Source organism: Streptomyces sp. NPDC002643, from assembly GCF_053592555.1.
In genome coordinates this window covers 79,516-87,000 of the sequence record NZ_JBSFVY010000026.1, presented here as the reverse complement: position 1 = coordinate 87,000, position 7,485 = coordinate 79,516, and the positions used below count along the sequence as shown (strand labels likewise).

At 71.0% G+C, this 7,485-nt stretch carries 7 protein-coding genes; 1 reads left to right on the top strand and 6 read right to left on the bottom strand.

What is annotated here, in order from left to right; all coding sequences use genetic code 11:
- Window positions 1-121: 121 nt before the first annotated feature.
- Window positions 122-916: a phytanoyl-CoA dioxygenase family protein gene (locus tag ACWD4G_RS32855; RefSeq protein ID WP_451299941.1), complete on the bottom strand. Its 795-nt coding sequence runs from the start codon at window positions 914-916 to the stop codon at window positions 122-124.
- A gap of 94 nt (window positions 917-1,010) precedes the next feature.
- A complete protein-coding gene (locus tag ACWD4G_RS32850; protein ID WP_451299939.1) occupies window positions 1,011-2,195 on the bottom strand; it encodes a cytochrome P450 in 1,185 nt (394 codons plus the stop codon).
- Window positions 2,196-2,442: 247 nt separating this feature from the next.
- Here ACWD4G_RS32850 and ACWD4G_RS32845 point away from each other — a divergent pair, with 247 nt between their 5' ends.
- On the top strand, window positions 2,443-3,699 hold the full coding sequence (locus tag ACWD4G_RS32845; protein ID WP_451299937.1) for a cytochrome P450 family protein: 1,257 nt from the start codon (window positions 2,443-2,445) through the stop codon (window positions 3,697-3,699).
- Between the two features lie 78 nt (window positions 3,700-3,777).
- On the opposite strand, the gene ACWD4G_RS32840 is transcribed toward ACWD4G_RS32845, so the two are convergent.
- The 4 genes from ACWD4G_RS32840 to ACWD4G_RS32825 all read right to left on the bottom strand — a co-directional run bounded on the left by ACWD4G_RS32840 (window position 3,778) and on the right by ACWD4G_RS32825 (window position 7,362).
- A complete protein-coding gene (locus ACWD4G_RS32840) occupies window positions 3,778-4,317 on the bottom strand; it encodes a hypothetical protein (RefSeq protein ID WP_451299935.1) in 540 nt (179 codons plus the stop codon).
- An 83-nt stretch (window positions 4,318-4,400) separates the two neighbouring features.
- On the bottom strand, window positions 4,401-5,198 hold the full coding sequence (locus tag ACWD4G_RS32835) for a thioesterase II family protein (RefSeq protein ID WP_451299933.1): 798 nt from the start codon (window positions 5,196-5,198) through the stop codon (window positions 4,401-4,403).
- Between the two features lie 42 nt (window positions 5,199-5,240).
- Window positions 5,241-6,119: an FkbM family methyltransferase gene (locus ACWD4G_RS32830; protein ID WP_451299931.1), complete on the bottom strand. Its 879-nt coding sequence runs from the start codon at window positions 6,117-6,119 to the stop codon at window positions 5,241-5,243.
- A 28-nt stretch (window positions 6,120-6,147) separates the two neighbouring features.
- Window positions 6,148-7,362 carry a cytochrome P450 gene (locus tag ACWD4G_RS32825; RefSeq protein WP_451299929.1) on the bottom strand — a complete coding sequence of 405 codons (1,215 nt, stop codon included), beginning with the start codon at window positions 7,360-7,362 and terminating at the stop codon, window positions 6,148-6,150.
- Window positions 7,363-7,485: the final 123 nt, after the last annotated feature.

Below are 7,485 nucleotides of genomic sequence, written 5' to 3'. Positions count from 1 at the left end.
GGATGGTGCTCGGGGATGGGTCCGCTCAAGGACGGTCGCGCTCAGGAACGGTCGTACTCAGCGGCAAACGTGCTCAAGGACGGTCGTACTCAAGGACATTCGCGCTCAGGGACGGCCGCTCTCAGGGGCGGTCGAACCGGCCGCGGTCGATCCGGAGCGGCGTGTGATCGCGGCCGACGAGGTGCTCGGGGCGCGGTGCGCCGACCGGGGACGGCGCGGCCGACACCGGGTTGTAGGTGAGGATCAGCAGTCGGCGGGCGAACGGGGAGACATTGGTCCCGGAGCCGTGGACGATCTGCGGGCTGAACAGCAGGACGCCGCCCCGCGCTCCCTTGGGGCTGACCATCTCGTGCCGCTTGACCAGATCGGCCAGTTCGACCGGGGTCAGGGAGTATGCGTCCGGGTCGATGTGGCCGGTGCCGTGGTCCCGTGCGGACGCGCCGCGTTCCAGCGTGCCCAGCCGGTGCGAGCCGCGCAGGAAGATCACCGGGCCGTTGAACTCGGTGACGTCGTCGAGGAAGAGCGCGACGTTGACCTGTGAGGCGGCCCGCATGTTGTCGGCGTCGCGCCAGACGATGTAGTCCTGGTGCCACGCCCACTCCTCGCCGCCGAAGGCCTGCTTGGAGTTGACCTTCATCTGGTGGACGTAGAGGTCGTCGCCGGCGATCTGCCGGGCCGGGCCGAGCAGCCGCTCGGCGCGCACCAGCCGCTCGAAGACCGGGTGGCGGGTGTGCGAGGCGTAGATCGACCGGGGGGTGACGCCGTCGTTCTCGGTGATCAGCCGTGGGCCGGGGACGCGCTGGTCCTCGGCCAGCGCGATGCACAGGTTGTCGATCTCATCGCCGGAGAACGTGTTCTCCAAGAGGACGAATCCGTCGTTGTGGTAGCTCGCGAGCTGTTCCTCGGTGAGTGTCATGGCTTTCTCCGCGTGGACCTGGTCGGCAGGACGTGACGTGGTGACCGGCGATCGCGTCAGGTGCGGCGACCCGTGGTGTCGGAACCGGTTCGGATCAGTGGTGACGGAAGGCGACGCGCAGGGAACGCGGACCGGCGACCCCGGGCGTGTCGTAGTAGTCGACGGGCGTGCCCGTCACCTCGAACCGGCTGAACCGGTCGAGCATCGCCTCCAGCGCGATGCCCAGTTCGAGTCGGGCCAGCGGGGCGCCCAGGCAGTAGTGGATGCCATGGCCGAACCCCAGATGTCTGCGGGCGTCACGGTGGATGTCGAACCGGTCGGCGTCGGTGAAGTGCTGTTCGTCGCGGTTGCCGGAGAGGAACGACAGCGACACGAACTGGCCCGCCGACAGCCGCTCGGTGCCGACCGTGACCGGGCGGGTGGTGACCCGCATATTGCTGACGATCACCGGCCGGTACCGCAGGGTCTCCTCGACGGCTCCGGGGATCAGCGTACGGTCGGCGCGTAGCTCGGCCGCCGTGTCCGGGTGCTCGTCGAGTGTCAGGACGACGTTCGCCAGCAGCAGTGTGGTCGTCACATGGCCGGCGAGCAGAAGGAGGTTGGCGAAGTTCACCACCTCCTCCTCGGTGAGCCGCTCCCCGTCGACCTCGGCCCGGGTCAGATGGCTGATCAGATCGTCCTGGGGGTCGGCCCGGCGCCGCCGGCAGTGGACCCTGAGATGGTCCAGCAGTTCCTTCTGGGTGTCCGTGACGCTTCTGCGGACCGCCTCGTCCGTCAGGTCGCCCTTGTCGAAGGAGAGCAGGCGCCGCGCCCAGTCGCGGAACAGCTCCCCCTCCTCCTCCGGCAGACCGAGCAGTTCGGCGATCACCAGGACGGGCAGCGGATCGGAGAGGTCGGCGACGACGTCCATCTCGCCGCGGTCGGCGACGGCGTCGAGCAGTCGCTCCGTGATGGCGGCGATCCTGGGCCGCAGGTCCGCGACCGCGCGGGCCGTGAACGAACGGCTGACCAGATCGCGCACCAGGCGGTGCCGGGGCGGGTCCATCGCCGTCAGATTGCCCGCGGTGAGATCGCCGGTGCCCATCTCCCCGGGCAGATACCGCCACAGCTCCGACGAGAAGGTGGCCGGGTCGGCGGTGGCCCGCGTGATGTCACCGTGGCGGTAGAGCGTCCACACCCGGGTGAGGGGGTCCTGATGCACCGGGTGGTGCGTCCGCATGTCCCGCAACCATCGGTGCAGCGAGCGTCCTCCGTCGAGCGAGTACGCCGGCGCCGTCATGATGCCGGTTCACCGTATACGCATATGTGTGCCGAAGATCCGTCCATGCTCACACCGCCCCCGTCGTGCGTTCGGAAGATCTTCGGCAATCCTTCGCGACGACGGTCGCCCACCGCACCAGGGGAGCACCCCAGAAGAACCCCAGGATGAGCTGACACGGACGCCTCGTAGTCCGGGGTTGTGGCGGCGGGCCCGGGTGCGGAGGGTGGTGGCAGCGAGCGCGTTCGGTGTCATTCGGAGGGCATCCGTGAGTGGTCAGCCTGTCAGCGGTCAGCAGCACGCGCCCGAGGGGCATGCGCCGCCCAACGTCCTCACCGACCCGCACGCCGTGTACACGCGGATGAGGGAGCAGGCCGCCGCCTGTCCCATGCGCTCACTCGACGGGTCGCTGATGTGGGTGGTCGGACGCCACGAGGGCGTACGGTCGGTGCTCGCCGACCCCCGGTTCGCCAACGATCCGGCCTCGGCCGGTGCGCCGCTGATGCAGGTCAACGCGATGCGGAACCTCGGCCTCGCCGAGGAGCTGATCCCGTATCTCGCGGACACCCTCCTCGACAACGACGGGGCGGGCCACAGCCGGTTGCGGCGTCTGGTGGCGCCCGCGTTCACCGCGCGACGCATCCTCGCCCTCCGTCCCCGGATCGAGCGGCTCACGGACGACCTCCTGGACGCGATGGCGGAACAGGCCGAGGACGGCGTCGTCGACTTCCTCTCTCTGTTCGCCTATCCGCTGCCCATCACGGTGATCTGTGAGCTGGTCGGGGTGCCGATGGCCGACCGGCCCGCCTGGCTGCGCTGGACGCACGCGCTGTCGTTCGAGCAGGAGAAGCTGGGCGAGACGCTTCGACCACTCGTTGACCACACGCAGGCGCTGGTCGAACGTCGCCGGTCCCGGCCGGCGGACGACCTGATCAGCGAACTGATCCGGGCGCGGGACGGTGACCGGCTCACCGACCGGGAACTGGTCACGATGGTGCTCAGCCTGGTCATCGCGGGGCACGACACCACGGCCAACTTCCTCGCCAACAGCGTCTGGGCGCTGCTGACCCACCCCGACCAGCTGGCGCTGGTCCGCGAGGACCCGGAACTGATCCCTCAGGCGGTGCACGAACTGCTGCGCTGGTGCGGGCCCGTCCTGGTGTCGCGGATGCGGTACGTCACCGAGGACGCCGACCTCGGGTGGGCGTCCTTCCAGGCGGGGGACGCGGTGATGGCCGCGCTCAGCGGCGCCAACCACGACCCCCGGGAGTTCCCGGACCCGGAGCGCCTGGACATCACCCGACGGAACCGCACCCGAGGGGAGGCGCATGTGTCGTTCGGCGCCGGCCCGCACTACTGCCTCGGCGCCGGACTCGCCCGCCACCAGGCCGAGATCGCCCTCGGCCGTTTGCTCACCCGCTGGCCCTCACTGACCCTGGCCGTGAGCCCCGAACAACTGAACTGGCAGCCGGTGTCGGGGATGCGCAAACTGGAGCGCCTGCCGCTGCGGCTGAACGGGGGTTAGGCGGCCGACGGACTCCCGTCCGTCTCTGGTGTGAGACCGACGACGCCTCGGCCTCCGGCCCAGGCTCCCCGGTCGATCTCAGGTGCCGTCGGTGTCGGACTCGTCCGTGTTGCGGGCCAGTCCTGAGGACACCGGGCGGGTCGCGTCGAGGCCGCGCTCGCGCCACCGTTCGCTCTCGACGGGGTCGAGGTGCCGGCCGGCCCAGTCGTCGAGGTCGGTGGCGTACGCCTCCGGCGCGTAGGCGGCCTGGGGAATGGTCAGTTCCGGAAGGTCCTCGCCGGGCTCGTGGCGCATCGGGTGGGCCAGGCCGGCCTGCCAGCGCTGCTCCCGTGGCAGCCATCGTTCGGCGACGGACTCGGTGCGGATGCCGATCGCGACCGCGATGCCGGTCCAGTCGGTGCCGTTCTCCCGTGCGTGCAGGACGGCGGCCTCCACCAGCCTGTCGACGTGCGAGCGCACCCGGAGCGCCTGGAGCAGCAGTTCCTGCGGGGTGTGCCGGTCGTCGTCCAGGGTGGGAACCAGGCGGAGCGCCTCGTCGACGGTGTCGCGGGCCCGGTCGGCGAGGACCAGACGGGCCAACGCGGCGGTCGTATAGGGGTTCGATGGCCTATCGGACACGGACGGCTCCGGGTATGGCGTGCGGGGAACGTATGCCCGAACGGTCTGGTGGCATCGGGCGAGTCTAGGGCCTGTCGTTTGGATCACGCCGGCTTCGGGCTACGGCGCCTTGAGGCTGCCTGGTCCCGGGCCCGTTCGAGACCGTCCTGCGCGCAGTCCGCCGTCACCGCGCGGCAGACCGCGGCCGGGTCCTCGTGCGGGAAGAAGTGGCTGCCGTCGAAGACGCGTACCCGGGCTTCCGGAGCCAGTTCCCGCCATCCCTCCAGGGACTCGACCGGGACGTCGTGGTCCGCCGCGGCCCCGTACACCGAGACCGGCGACTTCAACGGACGTGTGAGATCCGGTGTGTACCGCTCGATCAGATCAAGGTCGGCGCGCAGTCCGGCCAGGAGTTGCGGGCCGAACTCGGGGTCGGTCAGCAGGCTTTCGTCCGTGCCGCCGAGGCGTCGGACGTAGGCGTTCATGTCCTCGTCGGAGGCCCTGAGCACCTCGGGTGGAAAGGTCCGCGGGTGGCCGGGCGGCGCCGCCGCGCACAGGACCACACGCTCCGGGAGCGGCCCGGCCGAGTCCTCCAGCACACGCGCCGTCTCCGCGGCGATCAGCGCGCCGAGGCTGTGGCCCAACAGAATCCACGGCTCCGGCAGTTCACGCACCGCGCTCGCGAGGGCGGCGGCGCGGGCCTCGATACTGGAACGGCGTTCCGACCCGTCGGGCCGGTCCCAGTGCACGGACCGGACCGCGAAACCGCGCGGGCCGAACACCCGGTGCCAGGAGTGAAAGGCCACGGCGCTGCCCCCGGCGTGCGGCACGCACACCAGCGTCCGGTCCGCCTGCCGCCGCTCCGCGCCCATCGTGACGAGCGCCGCCTGTTCGATACTCATCGGCCCGCCTGTTCCCCACTCATCGGCCCGTCTCCTCGGCACTCATCGGCCCGCCTCCTCGTGGGCGTCGCAGGTCACGACCGGTCGCCGTGTGTGTTCCTCCCGGTGGGCGTGGACCTCGTACATCTCGGTGCCGCGCAGTGCGGGGTCCTGACGCACCCGCAGGGAGAAGCCGACGTCCCGCAGCAGTGCGCTCAGCTGTGCGAGCCGGTCGTCCTCGTCGTGGACCTCCGCGACGACGGCGTCGATGCGCGGCCAGTCGGCTGCGTCGACACCGCGCAGCACGTCGAGTTCCGCGCGCTCGACATCCACCTTGAGCAGCGCGACGGACCTGAGGCCCTGCTCGCGCATGAGGTCGGAGACGGTGGTGACCGGGACCTGGATCGTCCGGCCCTCGTGCAGTCCCTCGATCATCATGTCGACGGCCTCCTCGTCGAGACCGCCGTGGCGCAGGAAGGTCCTGGTGAGGGCGTCGTCGGCCGCGCGGTCGGCGTACAGGCCGGAGTTGCCGGGGGCCGCCGGGTAGTAGGTGAAGTCCTGGACACCGGGCGCGGCGCCCACCGCGGTGCGTACGGCGGTGGCTCCCGGGACATGGCGGGTGAGGTTGTCCCGCAGACAGGCGAAGACGTCCGGTACGGGTTCGGCGGCGACGATCCGCAGGGTGCGCCGCGCGTCGGCGAACGCGATCGACACCAGCCCGATGTTGGCGCCGATGTCGAGGACGGTGTCGTGGGGGCGCAACGCGCGTGCGGCGAGCCCGTACAGGCCGTCGCCCGTGGCCTCCCGCCAGATGAGCAGGGCCTCCGCGGGGCTGGTGCACGACACCCGTCGGCCGTCCGGAAGGCTCACCTCCCGCCGTGTCGCGCCGGGTTCGTCGTGCGCGGTCCGTTGTACGTCGTGCGCGGTCCGTTCCTCGCTCATGATCGTTTCCTTCGGCTCGCGCGGTGGGTCAGGCGGCGACGAGTCGCACGGGCAGGGCGTCGTGGCCCCAGATCAGGATCGACCGCGTCCGTCGCGGCGGGCCGGTCAGTTCGGCGTCGGCGACCCGCCGCAGCAGTTCCTCGAACAGGACGGTGAGTTCCCGGGTGGCGAGTGCCGCGCCGAGGCAGTAGTGGGGCCCGGCCGCGAAGGCGAGGTGGGGATTGGGCCGCCTGGTCACATCGAACCGGTCGGGGTCCTCGAACACGGTGTGGTCGCGGTTGCCCGCCGCCAGCCACAGCGCGACCTGGTCGCCGGGTGCCAGGGTGTGGCCGGCGATCTCGACCGGGGCGGTGGCGGTGCGCAGGACGTGCATCGCGGGGCTGGTGAACCGCAGGATCTCCTGCACGGCGGTCGGCAGCAGTTCGGGGTCCTCGCGCAACGACGCCCACTGCGCCGGGTGGCGCATCAGCGCGAGCAGTCCGCCGACGCTCGCGTGCCGGGTGGTCTCGTTGCCTCCCGAGACGAGCCCGTCGCAGTTGAGGAAGATCTCCTCGTCGGTGAGGGGAACGCCGTCGACCGTGCCGTGCGCCAGCGCGGTGACGATGTCCTCCTGGGGTTCGCGTCGGCGCCGGGCCAGCAACTCCTCGTAGTACGACAGGATGTCCGCGTGCGCCTCGGCCGACGCGAGCGGGTCGGCCGCCGATTCCTCTCCCGCGCCGAAGGCCACCATGGTGCGCTCCAGCATGAAGTCCCGGTCGGCGGGCGGCACTCCGAGCATGTCGCAGATCACCGAGAGCGGCAGCCGGGCCGCGACCCGGGTGAAGTCGCACTCGCCGGCCTCCAGGGCCTCGTCCAGTACGGCGGTGACCGTGTCGCGCATGGTGCGCTCCAGGCGGGCCACCATGCGCGGGGTGAAGGCGCCGCTGACGATCCGTCGGATACCGCCGTGCCGGGGCGGATCGGTGATGATCAGCATCTTGCCCGAGGCCGCCGCCGTGGCGGCGGGGTTCTGGTCCAGCCGCATGCCCTGCTGGGAGGTGAAGTTCCGGGTGTCCTTGACGACCCGGGAGATCTCCGTGTGCGAGAGCACGGCGTGGAACCGGCGCCCGTCGTACTCGCCCTCGTGCACGGGGGCGGCCCGCCGCATCCGCTGCCAGAGCTCCTCGGGGTCTCCCTGGGCGTAGAGGTCCGGGTCGCAGAGCTCCAGCGAGGAAAGCGCGGTGACCGGTCGACCACGTGGCATACCGAAGGCTCCTGGGGTGAGGGGACGAGCCGATTGTGTCGGGCCCCCGCCCCGGGCAGAACCCCAGAGTTCTTCATGCGTCATCCGACCCGATTCCAGGGGGCGCCGCCAAAAACTCTGGGG